We start from the raw sequence: 13,562 nt of genomic DNA, 5'->3' as shown, positions 1-13,562 counted from the left end.
CATCTAGTGGGCGGCGTCTTGACAAAGGCGCCGCTTTCTTTTTTGGGGCCCGGCCTTCCCGACCCTTCCCATCAAAGGTATTGTTTTAGAACTTGATTCGTGAACTGCACGAGCGGTCCGCGAATACGGATGTCTTGTCGACGATGCGGCACATAATAAGACGGAGACAGACCGAGAATGTCGGTAAATCAACGCGCCCCGCGTCAGCGGGATACGGCTATGACGGCCCGTTTTCCAAGCCTCTGGCGGCCAGTTTCTGAGCGAAAAAACGGGATGCTTCACGAGCTGCCCCATCGTCCCGCCCTGTCCATGACAAGGCGTGTTCTGTCGTGCGGAAGTGCGCTCGCGAGCCTGTTCGTTCCGGGCCTTGCCCAGGCACAGGCAATGACCGCCATGCGTGGCTTCGACAGTGTCGACGTCACCGGATATGCCGTACTTCTCGGTTCGGTTTCTGCTGCCCTGATCTTTGCAGCTGTTCTCCTTCGTCAGCGCAACAAACTCGACGTCGAAGTGCGCGAACTACGCTCCGCCTATTCGGACAGCCAGCAGAAGATCTCGCGCTATCAGACGCTGATTGCCGACAAGAACCGCCGCACGGTGATCTGGGAAGGCCACAACGGCCGGGCCGAGCTTCTCGGGCAGCTTCCGGCGGAGACGGGTGCTCCGCAGCAGGATCCGGAATTTCTGGCGTTCGGACGCTGGCTGAAGCCGCATTCCGCCAGTGAGGTAGAGCGCGCAATCGAGGCACTTCGGCTGAACGCCAAGACTTTCGATCTCGTGGTCGAGACCCAGCGCGGAGACGTTCTGGAGGTTCAGGGCAACCTCTACGGTGGCCGCGCCTATGCGCATTTCGTGGCGCTGGACAACCTGCGCGCCGAACTCGCCGAACTCAAGATCGAACGCAACCGTTTGCGAAGCTCGATTGCGACCTTCGAATCGCTGCTCGATTCGATCGAACAGCCGGTCTGGCAGCGAGATGGCGACGGGCGTCTCGTCTGGGTGAACCAGGCCTATAGCGATGCCGTCGAATCCACATCACCGCAACAGGCTGTGCAGGAAGGACGCGAGATCCTGGGCACTCTGACGCGCGAGAAGATCAAGGCTTCCGCAACGCCGGAATCACCGTTTCACGATACCGTTTCGACCGCAGTCCGCGGCGCACGCACCTTCTTCGACGTCGTCGATGTGCGGGGGCCTGGCGGCTCCTGCGGCATGGCAATCGACGTCTCCTCCTCCGAGACACTCAGGGAGGAACTTGCGCGGACGCTCAAGAGCCACGCCGATACGCTCGATCATCTCGCGACCCCGGTTGCGATCTTCGACGCTGATCGTCGCCTGCAGTTCTACAATCAGGCTTTCCTCCAGCTCTGGGGTCTCGAGACCAAGTTCCTCGAGAGCCGACCGGATCATGCCGAACTGCTTGATCGCCTTCGCGATGCACACAAATTGCCGGAGCAGCTGAGCTGGAAGGCCTGGAAGGACAATTGCCTTTCTGTCTACCGTGCGCTCGAAACCCAGACCGACCTATGGCATCTGCCCAACGGCCAGACGCTGCGCGTGATCGCCTCCGCGCACCCACAAGGCGGCGCGACCTGGGTCTTCGAAAACCTGACCGAACAATTCAATCTGGAAACCCGCTACAACACGCTGGTCCAGGTGCAGGGCGAAACCATCGACCATCTGTCGGAGGGTGTTGCCGTGTTCGGGCCCGATGGCCGGATTCAGCTCTCCAACCCCGCCTTCCGGGCACTATGGGGCATCACCGAGACCCAGGCGGCGGTCGGCACACATATCCGTCTGCTCGAAGCCGCCTGTGCGCCGTCCTATGACAAGCCGGATGGCTGGAAAGCCTATGGCAAGATGATCACCAGCTTCGAGGACGAACGTCCTTCGAGCCAGGGAACACTCGAACTCTATTCCGGCCTGGTGCTCGACTATGCCGTGACGCCGCTACCCAACGCGCAGACCATGCTGACCTTCGTCAACATGACGGACAGCGTCCGGGCGGAACGGGCCTTGAAGGAGAAGAATGAAGCGCTGCGGAAGGCCGACGAGCTGAAGAACGATTTCGTCCAGCACGTCTCCTACGAACTGCGCTCGCCGCTCACCAACATCATCGGCTTCACCGACCTTCTGAAGACACCGACTATCGGTCCCCTCAACGAGCGGCAGGCCGAGTATATCGACCATATCTCGACGTCGTCGTCCGTCCTCCTGACCATCGTCAACGACATCCTCGATCTCGCGACCGTTGATGCCGGGATCATGCAGCTCGACTATTCGGAAATCGATCTGAGCGACCTGCTCGACGATGTCTCGATGCAGATGACCGATCGGCTCCAGGAGGGCAGCGTGACGCTCGAGATCGCTGCCCCTGCCCTGCTCGGTCACCTGATCGCAGACCGGCAGCGGCTGAAGCAGATCCTCATCAAGATCCTGACCAACGCCGTCAATTTCGCACCTGAAGGCAGCGTTGTCTCGATGAAATGCTGGCGCGACGGCACCGATTTTTCGTTCTCGGTCACCGACAATGGCTGCGGCATGAGCGCCGATCTCCTTTCCTCGGCGTTTGATCGTTTCTCGACAAGTGCCAAGGGTGGCAAGCGCAGCGGACCAGGGCTTGGCCTTTCGATCGTCCAGAGCTTCGTCAACCTCCACAGTGGAGACGTGAAGATCGAGAGCGAGCCTGGTCAGGGTACCACGGTCCATTGCCGCATTCCCAATGCCAGCATACCGCAGATGATCGCCGCTGCAGAATGAACTCCGAGCCGTCCACGCTTGTCGTTCACCTTGCCGACGATGCCGCCACGGCACTGTTCGGCGAGGATCTGTTGCTGGCACTTCAGATCGGCGATTGCGTCGCGCTTGACGGTGATCTCGGGGCCGGCAAATCGACTTTGAGCCGGGCCTTCATTCGCGCCCTGGCCGACGATCCCGATCTCGAAGTGCCGAGCCCGACATTCACGCTCGTTCAGAATTACGACCTCAGCATTCCTGTCGCCCACTTCGACCTTTATCGGCTCTCCGATCCGAGCGAACTGGATGAACTGGGCCTGGAAGAAGCCTTGGCCGACGGCATATGCCTCGTCGAGTGGCCGGGCAAGGGAGGCCGCGCGCTTCCGAAAAACCGGATCGAGATCGCGTTTCAATTCGCGTCCGATGGCGGGCGCAACCTCATTATCCGCGCGCCAGAGGCAAAACTGGCTCGGCTTCGGCGCGTGGATGAAATCCGCCGCTTCCTAACGAAGCACGGATACGGAGATGCCCACCGACGGCATTTGACGGGCGACGCTTCCAACCGGGCCTATGAGCACGTCTATCCTGCCGACAGCAGTGCCCGCCTCGTCCTGATGGACGCGCCCAAGCGGCCGAACGGTCCGCCGATCCGGGATGGCAAGCCCTATTCGCAACTCGTGCATCTGGCCGAGGATGTGCGTCCTTTCGTGGCGATCGGACAGGCATTGAGAGAGCGCGGATTTTCAGCACCTAAAGTTGTGGCGCAGGATCTCGACGCGGGGCTGCTGCTGCTTGAAGATCTCGGTGAAGACGGCGTTCTCGACGGAGAGGGAAAGCCGATTGCTGACCGTTACCGTGCCAGTGCGGCCTGCCTGGCTGCCATTCATGACACGCCCTTCGATCGGGAGATCGTCATTGCGGGCGGGCATAAACATGTCATTCCCGATTTCGATCGCGCGGCGATGAAGTTCGAGGTGGAGCTGCTTCTTGACTGGCACCTACCCTGGAAACGTGAAGGGCAACCGGCGACGGCCCAAGAGCGCTCGCGCTACCTCGCCATCTGGGACCAGCTGATCGACGAATTGGCGGGCGCCGATAAATCGATCGTGATGCGGGACTTTCATTCGCCCAACATCATCTGGCGCGATGATCGCGAAGGGCATGACCGGGTCGGCCTCATCGATTTCCAGGATGCGATGATTGGCCCCTCGGCCTACGATCTCGTCTCGCTGGTCCAGGATGCGCGGGTCACCATCGAGCGGCCGCTGATGGATCAGCTGATGGCCGACTATCTTTCGGCGCGCGCCAGGAAAGCGGATTTCAACGAGGCCGCATTCCTGAAAAGCTGGGCGATCATGTCGGCGCAACGCGCCTGCAAGCTTAACGGGCTCTGGGTGCGCCTCAAGGACCGGGACGGCAAGCCGGGCTATATGCGCCATCTTCCCCGCACACTCTGGCACTTGAGCGTTGCTTTTGAGCATCCTGTTCTCGCCCCCTTGCGGAACTGGTGCATAGAGGCTGGAATCGAGCTTCCCGAATCACCGGCCTGAGCAAATGATCATCAAGCAAGCCATGGTGCTCGCGGCCGGACTCGGTACGCGGATGCGCCCCATTACAGAGACGACCCCGAAGCCGCTGGTTCAGATCGGCGGAAAGCCGATGATCGACTATGTGCTCGACGCGCTTGTTGATGCGGGCGTCGAGACGGTCGTAGTCAATGTGCATCACCATGCCGATCAGATGGAGACCCATCTCGCCGGGGAGACACGGGCCGAAATCCGGATCTCCGACGAACGGGAGCGGTTGATGGATTCGGGCGGTGGGCTCACAAAGGGTCTGAAGCTGCTCGACCAGGACCAGCCGGCATTCGTCATGAATGCCGATCTGTTCTGGGTCGGAGAACGAGCTGATGAGCCGAGCAATCTTGTCCGGCTGGCGCAGCAATTCGATGCCCGCCACATGGACATTGCGATGCTCTGCGTCGAGCAGGAACGGACCACGGGCCATAACGGCAAGAACGATTTCTCGATGGCGGATGACGGCAGGCTGACCCGTTACGTCTCCGGCGCACCAAACCCGGTCGTCTATGCCGGGGCCTTAGCGCTGATGCCGCGTCTCTTCGATGGCGCGCCGGACGGTCCCTTCAACCTCAACATCTATTTCGATCGTGCGATTGCCGCTCATCGGCTGTTCGGTACCGACCTTAATGGACAATGGCTGACCGTCGGCACACCCGACGCGATCGCGCCTGCCGAAGCCGTGGTGGCACGCTACGGCGTGGGCCGTTGAGATGGTGAGCAAGGCGCCGCGTCTGCTGACAATCCCACCGGGCCGGCCCTTTCTCAGGACGCTGACGGAAGCGCTGCTCGACGGACGCCTCACCGACGGTTTTCGCTATAACCCCGCCGATCCGCTATCGCTAGCCGGCGTGACACTTCTCGTCCCGACCCGCCGCGCTGCGCGCGTGTTGCGATCCGAATTCGTCGACCTGCTTGGCGGCCGCGCGGCGATCCTTCCGGATATCCGCACGCTCGGCGAGACGGATGACGACAGCGGCTTTTTCGACCTGGATGCGCCGCAGCTGATGGATCTCGCCCCGGCGGTGAGCGGCACCGTCATGCTTCTGGAACTCGCCCGGCTGATCCTTGCCTGGCGAAACCAGCTGCCGGAGATCGTCCGGTCAATCCATTCGGATACGCCGCTCGTCGCGCCAGCGAGCCCGGCAGACGCCGTCTGGCTGGCACGGGCGCTGATCGAACTGATCGAAGCAGCCGAGACGGAGGGTTGCGACTGGACGGAATTGGAGAACCTTCAATCGGCCGACTTCGGATCCTGGTGGCAGCTGACACTGGAGTTTCTGAAAATTGCGACCCTGTTCTGGCCGGCACGGCTGCAGGAACTGGTGCGGTCGTCTCCGGCCCGCCACCGCGATGCGGTGCTGAGGGCCGAGGCGGAGCGATTCCGCAGACAGGGTGCTTCCGGTCCCGTCATTGCTGCAGGTTCGACCGGCTCGATCCCGGCAGCGGCCGAGCTCATTGCCGCAATTGCAGAACTCGACCAGGGTGTCGTAGTGCTGCCCGGGCTCGACCTCGACATGCCAGACGAGGACTGGGCGAAGCTCAACGATCGCGAGATCTCGGTGATACGTCCAAGCCCTGCCGTGCGCGGGCACCCGCAATATGGCCTTGCCCACCTGCTGCGGCATATGAAACTTGAACGCGCCGATGTGCAGGCTCTCGAAGCCTCCGACCCGGCGCTCCGGGATCGAGCCGAATTTCTGTCGCGTGCCATGGCACCCGCCGAGGCTACCGACACCTGGAAGGCCTGGCGGCAGGACATCGACGATTCACGCGTGCTCGCGGCATTTCGCGATGTCGCACTGATCGAGACGGCCAATGAGCGCGAAGAAGCAACGGCGATTGCGATTGCGCTTCGACTGGGGCTCGAGGAGGCCTTCGACAATCCCGAAAGCCGGGTGGCGCTGATCACGCCCGACCGCGCGCTGGCGCGGCGTGTCATGTCCGAACTCGCGCGATTCGGGATCGAGGCGGACGATTCGGCGGGTACGCCGATGACCGGCACCCAGGCTGCGATGCTGACCCAGGTGGTGGCCGAGGCCTGCCTGCGTCCGGGCGATCCCGTGGCCATCGTCTCGCTCATCAAGCATCCGCTGGCACGGTTCGGCTTCACGGCCGAAGACATGCGCAAGGCCGCCGATGCGCTCGAACGCATCGCGCTGCGCGGAGGCCTAAAGAGCCTCGACCTTGCGGAGATGGAACCGCTTTTTGCCGAGGGGCTGGAAGCGCATCTGGCCGACCGCCACAAGCCACAATGGCGCATCTCGATTGCGCCCGAGGAGATCGAGCTTGCTCGTCTTTTGGCCAGCCGGGTAACCAAGGCGGTCGAACCCCTCGTCTCGTCGGTCATCCGGTCGACCGACGGGCGCGTGCTGTCGCAGAGATTGACCGTCAGCGATTGGGCAGAGCGCACGGGCCGCGTGCTGGAAGCTGTCTCGATCGACGAGCGCGGTGACCTTGCTGGTCTCTGGGGCGATGCGGCGGGAGAGGCTCTGGCACGCCTTCTCGCCGAAGTCCTGGAGACGGACGGGCAGATCGAGGCCGACGGCCCGCAATGGGTTGATATCCTGACGGCGCTGATGGCCGGCCAGGCGGTCAAGCCGCGCGCCATGCGGCATCCGCGCGTTTTCATCTTCGGGACGCTCGAAGCACGCCTGCAGAATGTCGACATGATGGTGATCGGGGGCATGAACGAGGGGAGCTGGCCGAGCCAGACCAAGAACAATCCCTTCCTCTCGCGCGTCATGAAGACCGAGGTCGGACTTGAGCCGCCGGAACGGCAGATCGGCCAGGTGGCGCATGACTTCCAGATGGCCTGCGGCACGCGAAAGCTTATCTTCTCGCGCTCGCTGCGTCAGGGCTCTGCGCCGACGGTGGCCTCCCGTTGGATCCAGCGTCTAATGGCGCTCGGAGGCACACTGCTGGAAGACGAGATGCGAAAGCGCGGCCAGATTTATCGGCGGTATGCCGACCTGATCGACCAGGGCGAGAACCAGGCACCGGCACAGCGGCCCGCACCGCGCCCTCGCGTCGAACTGCAACCGCGCTCCTTCAGCTTTTCCGAAGTCGGTCGCTTCCGGCGTGATCCCTATTCGATCTATGCGCGGCGCATCCTGCGTCTCGATCCCGTCGATCCCTTCAACCAGGATCCAGGGGCAGCCGAACGCGGGACGCTCTATCACCGTATCGTCGAGCGCTTCATCCGGGAGGACCATGATCCGGCCCGGCTTGACGCACTCGATATCCTGCACCGGATCACCGACGAAGAGTTTCTGACAGAGGCCCTGCCACTCCACATCGATATCGTCTGGCGGCAGCGCTTCTACAGTGTCGCTTCGGCGTTCCTCAGCTGGGAGCGGCAGCGGAGACCGGAAATCAAGCGGTCGCTCACGGAAGTGCGCGGGAAGGTGCTGCTCGCTCCGGTCGATATCACCATCAGCGGGATTGCCGACCGGATCGATATCCGGGGCGGCGGATTTGCAGACATCATCGACTACAAGACGGGGCTCAACCCGAGCGCCAACCAGGCGCGCAGCCTGCTCGACCCGCAGCTGGCACTCGAAGCTGCAGCCCTTCTCCAAGGCGCCTTCAAGCCAGCCGGGGACGTGAAGCCGCTCAACCTGACCTATGTGCGTCTGCGGCCCGGCGACCGCTTTTCGGCAGACCAGGTGAACAACGAGATGGCAACGCGGGGCGATAGCAAGAAGTCAGCGCTTGAGCTTGCGACGCAATCCGTCGATGAACTTGGCCGCTTCGTTCAGGCGCTGCAAAGCGGCGAGCGCGGTTATGTGTCCCGTCTCATCCCGGCGGAACAGAACAGTTATGGCGGCGAATACGACCATCTGGCGCGTGTTGCCGAATGGTCGACGGCGGAAGCCGAGGAAGGAGCCGGCGATGAGTGATCAGCGCTTTGCCCTGGACGAGCTTCCGACCGGCAGCGATCCCTCCGCCTGGCTCGGCTGGACGACGCTTGCCCAGTCGAAAGCGTCCCATCCCGGCCAGTCGGCCTGGGTGTCGGCCAATGCCGGCTCCGGCAAGACGCATGTGCTGACGCAGCGGGTGATCCGGCTGCTGCTGGCAGGCGCCCGCCCCTCCTCCATTCTCTGCCTCACCTATACCAAGGCCGCGGCATCCGAAATGTCCAACCGCGTCTTCGAGCGGCTGGCTGAATGGGCAACGCTGGATGACCGGGAGTTGGCCAAGCGGATTGCGGCGATCGAGCAGAAGGAGCCGGATCGCGCGACGCTCGCGGCCGCACGCCGGCTTTTCGCCAAGGCGCTGGAAACGCCGGGTGGCCTGAAGATCCAGACGATCCACGCCTTCTGCGAAGCGCTGCTGCACCAGTTTCCGCTCGAAGCGAATGTCGCCGGACATTTCAACGTGCTCGACGATCGGGCGGCCGTCACTGTTCTCGCGGAAGCGCGGCGATCACTGTTGACGGCTACGTCGACGGAGAATGATGCGGCCCTTGCCGAAGCCTTCTCGCAAGTCTTGAGCATTGCCGATGAAAGCGGGCTCGAAGGCTTGATTGCCGATACCGTCGCCAACCGCCATGCTGTCAGGGACTTCCGGCAGCGAGCGGTACGTACCGGTGGCCTCGATCAGACCTTGCGAAAGGGCCTGGGCATCGGCCCTCTGGAGAGCGAGATCAGTCGCGCCGAGGATTACTGGCCGCTCGCCGGTTTGTCGGGGGGCAATTTCAGCCGCTACATCCAGCTTGCCCTCGAAAAGGGCGGCGAGAAGGTGCGGGCCGTCGCGGAAGTGCTGGAGCGGGCACTGGTGGAAGCCGATCCCCTGGAGCGGGCAAAGCTCCTGGAACAGGCTTTCCTGACGGCGCAGGAAGCGCCGAAGGCCGACAGCTCGCTGATTGCCGCCGCGATGACCAAGATGGCGCCTGACCTCAAGGATGCCGTGATCGCTGCCCGCGACCATGTCGTGTCCATGCGGGACCGGCTGCGGATCTTCCGCATGTACGAGGCGACGCGCTCGGCACTGACGCTCGCCGTGCGTCTCGACACGGATTACGAGGAACTGAAAAAACGGCGCTCGCAGCTCGATTTCGAGGATCTGATCGTGCGAACCGCCCGGCTTCTGACTCGCGGCGATGTCGGCGCCTGGGTGCATTACAAGCTCGACCAGGGCATCGACCATATCCTCGTCGACGAAGCGCAGGATACGAGCCCTGTGCAATGGGATGTCATCCGGTCGCTGCGCGAAGACTTCTTTACCGGCCTGAGTGCCCGGCCGGGGATCCGCACCTTCTTTGCCGTGGGGGACGAGAAGCAGTCGATCTATTCCTTCCAGGGCGCGCGCCCGGAGCAGTTCTCGCAGGAAGCGCGCCAGACCGCGCAGGCCGTGACTGAAAGCGGACAGGACTTCAACACGGTGCGCCTGCCGCTGTCCTTCCGCTCGACGCAATCGGTCCTTGCGGCCGTCGACCAGGTCTTCAGCGTGCCGGAAAACAGCCGGGGCCTCAGTGCCGGCGGGGACCCTGTCATCCACCAGTCGAGCCGCATCGGACATCCCGGCACAGTCGACGTCTGGGACATGATTGCGGCGGAGAAGCAGGAAAAGGACGAGGACTGGACGGCCCCCTTCGACGCGACGCCGGAAAGCGCACCTTCGGCAATCCTCGCACGACGCGTCGCGCATCAGATCAGCCAGATCGTCGGACGCGAGACCATCATCGAGAAGGGCAACAAGCGGCTGATCCGCCCGGGCGATATCCTCGTGCTCGTGCGCAAGCGCGACGGCTTCGTCAATGCGCTGACCCGAGCGCTGAAACGCCCGTTTAACATACCGGTCGCCGGTGCGGACCGCCTGAAGCTGACAAGCCATATTGCCGTGCAGGACATGCTGGCGCTTGGGCGTTTCCTGCTGCTGCCGGGAGACGATCTGTCTCTGGCTTCGCTCCTGAAGAGCCCACTGTTCAATCACGGCGAAGATGATTTGATGCAGCTCGCTGCCGAGCGACCGGAAGGACAGAGCCTCTGGACGAGACTCACTGAGCAGGCGCAGACGGACGCTGCGTGGAAGAAGACCTACGACCGGCTCACCCTGTTTCTCGAACAGGCGCGAGACCACTCCGTCCATGATTTCTATGCCCGCGTGCTCAGCGTCCATGGTGGTCGAAGGGCCTATCTCGGCCGCCTCGGCTCCGAGGTCAGCGACATCATCGACGAGTTCCTGACCTTCGCGCTCGCTTTCGAGACCAGCGGCCTGCCCGGGCTGCAGTCCTTCGTTTCGACGCTCGAGATGGAAGCGCCGGAGGTCAAGCGCGAACAGGACAAGGAACGCAACGAAGTCCGCATCATGACGGTGCATGCCTCGAAGGGTCTCGAAGCGCCGATCGTGTTCCTGATCGATGGCGGCTCGAAGCCCTTCAATTCGAACCATGTGGCAAAACTCCGGATCATCGGGACGGCTGAAGGCATGCCCTTCCCGATCTGGGTGCCGTCGAAGTCGCTTGGCAATTCGGTCTCCGCTGCCGACATGGATCGGCGCAAGGATCAGGCCGAGGAGGAATATCGCCGGCTGCTCTATGTCGCGATGACGCGCGCTGCCGACCGTCTGATCGTCGGTGGTTATCGCGGCGTGCAGGACACGGGCGAGATCTGGCACAAGATGATCGCGCGGGCGCTCAGTGCCGACGAAACGCGCTGCAAACAGGTCGAATTCACCGGGCCGGACGGCAGCTGGGCCGGATTGCGCTGGTCTCTCGGCGAGGCAGAGCATGATCTGCCGGTGACCGAAGAGAGCGCCGAAAGCGAGGACAGCCACGGCCTACCGGCTACGCTCTGGAAGCCGCTGCCGCCGCCGATCAGCCTGCCAAGACCACTCAGCCCATCGGGTGCCGGCAGTATCGTCATCGACGAAGACGAGGATGCGTTGACGGCCTCTGCGCTGTTCTCGACGGCGGAAAAGGCGGATCTCGCTCTGCAGCGCGGGCGGCTCATCCATCGGATGCTGCAGAATTTGCCGGGCTTTCCGCAGGGTGACCGCCGTGAGGCAGCCGAGCGTTATGCAGAACGTGCGGCCCGGTTCTGGCCGGTAGAGCAGCGGCAGAGACTGGTATCTACCGTGATCACCGTTCTCGAAGACGAGGCGCTTCGCCCGCTGTTCGATACCGGCAGTCGCGCGGAAGTTTCGGTCATGGGGACAATGCGGCTGAAGGGAGAATTGCGTGCGGTCTCCGGCCGGATCGACCGCATGACAGTGCTTCCGGATCGGGTCATTATCGCCGACTACAAGACGAACCGGAATCCTCCATTGGAGGCTGCGCAAGCCCCCCTCTCCCATAGGGTCCAGCTCGCCATCTATCGCGAGATCCTGCAGCCGCTCTATCCCGGCAAACAAGTCGAATGCTGGCTGATCTATACCGAAAACGGCAGCCTCATTCCGCTGGATGACAGCCTTCTTCAGCGGTCCCTTGCCGACCTCGAAACATCGTGAGATACCGCATATTGAAATTGCTGCCGTGCGGCATCACATATCTAGTCAATTCCGTATTTATGAAGGGAGAGCCCCATGGCTACCGTTAAAGTCGACAAGTCCAATTTCCAGGCCGAGGTTCTCGACGCTTCCGAACCGGTTGTCGTGGATTTCTGGGCCGAATGGTGCGGCCCGTGCAAGATGATTGCCCCGAGCCTCGAAGAAATCTCCAACGAACTCGCCGGCAAGGTGAAGATCGCCAAGCTCAACATCGATGAAAACCCGGAACTGGCTGCCCAGTTCGGCGTTCGCTCGATCCCGACACTTGCCGTCTTCAAGGGTGGCGAAGTGGCTGACATCAAGGTGGGTGCGGCTCCGAAGACTGCGCTGTCCAGCTGGATCGCCGGCGCGGCATAAGCCTCACGTCATTGATGAATAAAGAAAAAGCCCGGCTACAGCCGGGCTTTTTTCATTTGGGGATGGTGCCGTTTTCGGCGAGCACATTGCCCGCCAGATAAAGGGAGCCGCCGATCATGATGCGGGGCGGAACGCTGTCTTCACTCCGTTCACGGATTGCGTCTAGCGCCTGGCCAAGCGACTCCATCGGAAGGGCCTTCAAACCAGCCTCAGCCGCCGACTGAGCAAGTGCCACCGGGTCGAGGCCAACGTCAGATCCTGTTATCGGGACGGTGTAGACGTCATGGGCGATATCGACGAAAGCGCGGAAGAAGCCGATCGGATCCTTGGTGTTGATCATGCCGATGACCAGATGCAGCGGCCGCGCCTGGCGTTCTTCCATGGATGCCATGGCCTCCGCGATCACTTCGCCTGCGCCGGGATTGTGGCCTCCGTCGAGCCAGATTTCAGCGCCGGCCGGCGCACGCTCCACAAGCCGACCTTCGGTCAGCTTTTGCAGGCGACCCGGCCATTCGACCGACAGCATGGCCTTTTCGGCGACCTCTTCGGTGACGGAGTAGCCGGCTGCCTTGACCGCACGGATGGCGGTTGCGGCATTGCCGATCTGGTGCCGACCCGGCAGTCGCGGCAACGGCAGGTCCATCAGACCGAATTCGTCCTGGTAGACGAGCCGTCCGAATTCTTCATACGCCAGGAAATCCTGGGCGAAGACGGTGAGCGGACAGCCAAGGCGCTCGGCCGTGCTGATCAGCACATCCTTGGCACCGTCGAATTCCTGATGACCGATAACCACGGGGACGCCGCGCTTCATGATGCCTGCCTTTTCGGCGGCAATCAGCTCGACGCGGTCGCCGAGATAGGCCTGATGATCGAGCGAGATCGGCTGAATGATGCAGACAGCCGGCTTTTCAACGACATTCGTGGCGTCAAAACGTCCCCCAAGACCGACCTCAAGCACAACGACATCGGCAGGCTGCTCGGAAAAGAGAATGAATGTCACCGCCGTCAGGATCTCGAAGACGGTGATCGGTTTGCCACCGTTTGCCTCGGCCACGCGGCGAAGGACATCGGCAAACAGTTCATCATCAACGATCTGCCCGGGGCCACCCTTTACGCCAATGCGATAGCGCTCATGCCAGCGCACGAGATGCGGTGAGGTGTGGACGTGGACGGACAGGCCCTGGGCCTCGAGAAGCGCGCGGCAAAAGGCCGTCGCCGAGCCTTTGCCGTTGGTGCCGGCCACATGGATGACCGGCGGCAGCTTCAGATGCGGGTTACCCAGAACCTCAAGGAGGCGGCGGATACGGTCGAGCGACAGATCGTAGCCCTTGGGGTGCAGCCCCATGAGTTTTTCGATCTCGGCATCGGCCTGACTGACGATGGGGGCTGTCATCACTTTCG

7 protein-coding genes are annotated in these 13,562 nt (G+C 62.4%); 6 read left to right on the top strand and 1 reads right to left on the bottom strand.

Annotation, left to right across the window (positions count from 1 at the left end):
- Nucleotides 1-273 precede the first annotated feature (273 nt).
- From BW978_RS17370 to trxA, 6 genes are all read left to right on the top strand, one after another.
- Nucleotides 274-2,760 carry a sensor histidine kinase gene (locus BW978_RS17370; RefSeq protein WP_244551982.1) on the top strand — a complete coding sequence of 829 codons (2,487 nt, stop codon included), beginning with the start codon at nt 274-276 and terminating at the stop codon, nt 2,758-2,760.
- The gene (gene tsaE, locus BW978_RS17365; protein WP_076397071.1) at nt 2,757-4,286 is read left to right on the top strand and encodes a tRNA (adenosine(37)-N6)-threonylcarbamoyltransferase complex ATPase subunit type 1 TsaE; all 1,530 of its coding nucleotides are present in this window, start codon (nt 2,757-2,759) and stop codon (nt 4,284-4,286) included. Before BW978_RS17370 ends, tsaE begins: the two co-directional genes overlap by 4 nt.
- 4 nt (nt 4,287-4,290) lie before the next feature.
- Nucleotides 4,291-5,025 (top strand): nucleotidyltransferase family protein, encoded by a 735-nt coding sequence (locus BW978_RS17360; RefSeq protein ID WP_076397070.1) that lies wholly within the window; start codon nt 4,291-4,293, stop codon nt 5,023-5,025.
- A gap of 1 nt (nt 5,026) precedes the next feature.
- Complete coding sequence (gene addB / locus BW978_RS17355; protein WP_076397069.1) at nt 5,027-8,215, top strand: double-strand break repair protein AddB; 3,189 nt, start codon at nt 5,027-5,029, stop codon at nt 8,213-8,215.
- The gene (gene addA / locus BW978_RS17350; RefSeq protein WP_076397068.1) at nt 8,208-11,765 is read left to right on the top strand and encodes a double-strand break repair helicase AddA; all 3,558 of its coding nucleotides are present in this window, start codon (nt 8,208-8,210) and stop codon (nt 11,763-11,765) included. The genes addB and addA overlap by 8 nt, the downstream gene beginning before the upstream one ends.
- 75 nt (nt 11,766-11,840) lie before the next feature.
- On the top strand, nt 11,841-12,161 hold the full coding sequence (gene trxA / locus BW978_RS17345; RefSeq protein ID WP_069042721.1) for a thioredoxin: 321 nt from the start codon (nt 11,841-11,843) through the stop codon (nt 12,159-12,161).
- 52 nt (nt 12,162-12,213) lie between these two features.
- Here the strand turns inward: trxA and BW978_RS17340 are convergent, their stop codons facing one another.
- The gene (locus BW978_RS17340; protein ID WP_076397067.1) at nt 12,214-13,554 is read right to left on the bottom strand and encodes a bifunctional folylpolyglutamate synthase/dihydrofolate synthase; all 1,341 of its coding nucleotides are present in this window, start codon (nt 13,552-13,554) and stop codon (nt 12,214-12,216) included.
- Nucleotides 13,555-13,562 lie beyond the last annotated feature (8 nt).

Origin of the sequence: Rhizobium sp. RU33A, assembly GCF_900156055.1 — a bacterium.
GTDB lineage: Bacteria > Pseudomonadota > Alphaproteobacteria > Rhizobiales > Rhizobiaceae > Allorhizobium.
Note: the sequence above shows the minus strand (reverse complement) of the source record. Positions and strands in the feature narration are given on the sequence as shown.

Coding starts and splice junctions, on each gene's coding strand:
- addA (WP_076397068.1), top strand. CDS start 8,208: ATGAGTGATCAGCGCTTTGCCCTGGACGAGCTTCCGACCGGCAGCGAT.
- trxA (WP_069042721.1), top strand. CDS start 11,841: ATGGCTACCGTTAAAGTCGACAAGTCCAATTTCCAGGCCGAGGTTCTC.
- BW978_RS17370 (WP_244551982.1), top strand. CDS start 274: ATGCTTCACGAGCTGCCCCATCGTCCCGCCCTGTCCATGACAAGGCGT.
- tsaE (WP_076397071.1), top strand. CDS start 2,757: ATGAACTCCGAGCCGTCCACGCTTGTCGTTCACCTTGCCGACGATGCC.
- BW978_RS17340 (WP_076397067.1), bottom strand. CDS start 13,554: ATGACAGCCCCCATCGTCAGTCAGGCCGATGCCGAGATCGAAAAACTC.
- BW978_RS17360 (WP_076397070.1), top strand. CDS start 4,291: ATGATCATCAAGCAAGCCATGGTGCTCGCGGCCGGACTCGGTACGCGG.
- addB (WP_076397069.1), top strand. CDS start 5,027: ATGGTGAGCAAGGCGCCGCGTCTGCTGACAATCCCACCGGGCCGGCCC.